At 58.0% G+C, this 2784-nt stretch carries 2 protein-coding genes; both read right to left on the bottom strand.

Translation table 11 applies throughout. The features are described 5' to 3' along the window. Nucleotides 1–98 precede the first annotated feature (98 nt). Nucleotides 99–1187 carry a pentapeptide repeat-containing protein gene (locus tag IT585_02260; protein MCC6962053.1) on the bottom strand — a complete coding sequence of 363 codons (1089 nt, stop codon included), beginning with the start codon at nt 1185–1187 and terminating at the stop codon, nt 99–101. Between the two features lie 94 nt (nt 1188–1281). Continuing rightward, nucleotides 1282–2784, bottom strand: a 1503-nt coding sequence (locus IT585_02255) for a hypothetical protein (protein ID MCC6962052.1), incomplete at its 5' end; no start/stop codon positions are given.

The raw sequence follows: 2784 nt of genomic DNA, 5'->3' as shown, positions 1-2784 counted from the left end.
CGGGGAGCTTTTTTTTACCCACAGAATTCGCAGGCGCGGGTCAAGGTGGGCGACGGCGGCGACGCTGCGTGCTGGAGATCCACTGCAGGTGCGGATGTCTATCGCGGCGGGGCAAAGCGGTCGGAGTCGGTGTAGGTGACGCCGGCATCAAGGAACTCGAGCTTGGCGCCGTACTCGACCTGCTTGAGTGAGAGATGCTCGAAGCGCGTGCCTTCCACGGACAGATACTTTTCAATCTTCGATTGCGCGATCGTCAGATTCTTCACGGTGGCCTGCGCGATATTGATCCCGATAATTGTCGAGTTGCTGATTTCGCCCGCCTCCAGGAACTCCGATTCGACGCCGTAGAAGTACTCGACCTTCGAGTTGGTGATGTGCAGCCGCTGCAGTTTGGTCTGATAGAATTTCGGCTCCGAGACACCTTTGCAGTCGGTGATGGCGAGCAGCCGGCAGGTGGAATTGAGCAGCGCCAGCCCGCCGAAGTCGCTGCACTCGCTCAGCTGCAGCTCGCCCAGTTCCGCTTTGCCGCACGTCACGCGCTGGCTGGAGCAGGACCGAAACCGTAACTGCTCGCTGCGCGTTTCGTTGAAGCTGCAGAAGTCGACGGCACAGCGATTGAAGGTCAACGCGAGCACGTCGGTGTTGGCGAAGATGACGCGTTCCAATTTGCCGTCGTCAAATTCGGTCGCGTCGAAATGCGCGTAATAAAGCGAAGTCTTCTCCCACTTAGGCTTCTGGAACCGGCAACTGATGAACGCGGCGTGTCCGAATTTGCCGGCATGATCCTTCAAATCGGTGAAGGTGCAATCCTGAAACCGCGCGCTGTCGAACTCGGCCTCATCGGCGATGATCTGCTTGAACTGGCAGCCCGCAAACGTGCTGGTCTTGAAAGCAGCCCCGGTGAACTTACAGTTGGTGAAAGTCACATTGCTGAAGCTGGCGCGGGCGAAGTCGGTGAAATTGAAGTCGACGCCGTCAAAGCTTGTGTTGGCGATTTTGGCGTCGTGCGCAACCACCCGGATCATCTCGACGTCCACCAGCGCCGATTTGTTCAGCTCGATGCGGGAGAGACTGAGGTCGAAAAGCCGCTTGCCTTTGAGCTGCCAGCCCGACTGCGCGACGGACGCGTTGAACTCGTCGATATTGGCTAATTGGGCTTTCTCCCGTTCATTCAGTTCCGATTTCATACAACCGGCTCCTCCATAGAGTGAAATCACCAGCAGCGCAATGCCCAGAATCACTGGCCGCCATCGCGCCCTTCCCGGAGTTGACGACCAGAGGTTACGGCGCCGCACCGGTGTCGGGGTGCTCGTCATAGTACTTGTTCCTCCAGTCGAAGTCGGGTTCTTCCGCATATTCTCGGTCGCGCTTGAGATGATACTTCTTGAGAGTGTAGCCGAAGAGCGGGCCGACGATCGGGACCGGCACATCGGGAATCTTCTCCGGCACGATCTGAAATTCGAAGTTCCACCGCTCTTCGAAACTGTAATGCGAAACGAGCGGGCTCTTCGGCCAGAACTTGATCGACATGAAGTTAGCGCGTTCATCCTGATTGGCAAAGTAAAGGAAAAACATCTGCCGTTCCATCGGGTCGGCGATCACCCAGCGTTCGATGCTGGCAATGAAGTTGAGGTGCACCCGTTTCCAACTGCCGTCGGCGGCGTAACAATAGATCAGGATTTCGGGATCAATGTCGAACAGCGCGCACATGTCGGCGTTCATCAGCAGCCGGAACTGATAGGGGGCGCGCCCGAGATTCTCATCGTCAATCGCGAATTCGTCCGATTCGAAGCTGTCGATCACATCCTGCTCGGCGATGACGTCGTAGTAGTCGAGCGCGACGACAAAACGAGGGGACGGGCCGACCGGGACGGTTTCGATATCGGCAACGTCGCCGATCGGCGAGAAGGCGATAATCGAGCCGGAGGGACGATGGCTGCCCCAGCCGCCGAATTCACCCTGACGATTGAAGCGGGGCAGATTGCCGCCGGAATCCGAGACCATGATCAGCGGCCAGGGCGGCGTCGCGGTCGGGCCGAAATCGAGGTAGCGCGTATTGAGGGTGTTCGTCTCGACGCGGGTGATTTCGTAAGCGCCGTGGCGGTGCGAATGGCCGCCGATCGTGCACTGCAGTTTGCCGCCGCCGATGATGTCCTTGTACAACTGCTTGCGGTTCAGCTCGAACGTCCCCATGTCGTACTTGCCGTAGTGCTCGAACAGGATCTGGTCGAACTCGATCTCGCCCTCGATCTCCCGGCCGTCCTCGTCGAGGTTGATCATCGGGACATTCTCCAGATAGCTGACGAAAGTGAAGTGCGACATCAACAGCACCATCTTGCCGTAGCAGGAGTCCTGGACCAACTGCAACTGCTCGGTCTTGACCACGTCGTCGGCGCGCGGGAGGTGGCCGAGCCAGCCCTGGTCGTAATCCTTGTAGCCAAATAGATTCATGATGCTGTCTTCGTCATCGCCCCAGGCCAGCCCGATAAACACCTGGTTGGGCATGTCGACGGCAAAATCAGAGAAGGGTGTGTAGACCGCATAGAACCACTTCAGCATCTCCTTCTCGAAGATACTGGTATTGACGATCCGCTTGTAGCTGTCGCCGAAAATCAGGATCGCCTCGTAGATCAGCAAATTGTGATCGGCGGCGATGCCCTCGTTGGCGCGTTTGATATCACCGCCGAGGAACTGCGCGCGCGGCGCGATGCCGTAGGGCATGTGATAGCAGTCATGATTGCCGGTCACGACGAAGACCGGCTTGCGGTAGGTCTGGTAGAAGTG

This window comes from Candidatus Zixiibacteriota bacterium, assembly GCA_020853795.1.
Taxonomy (GTDB): domain Bacteria; phylum Zixibacteria; class MSB-5A5; order CAIYYT01; family CAIYYT01; genus JADJGC01.
Note: the sequence above shows the minus strand (reverse complement) of the source record. Positions and strands in the feature narration are given on the sequence as shown.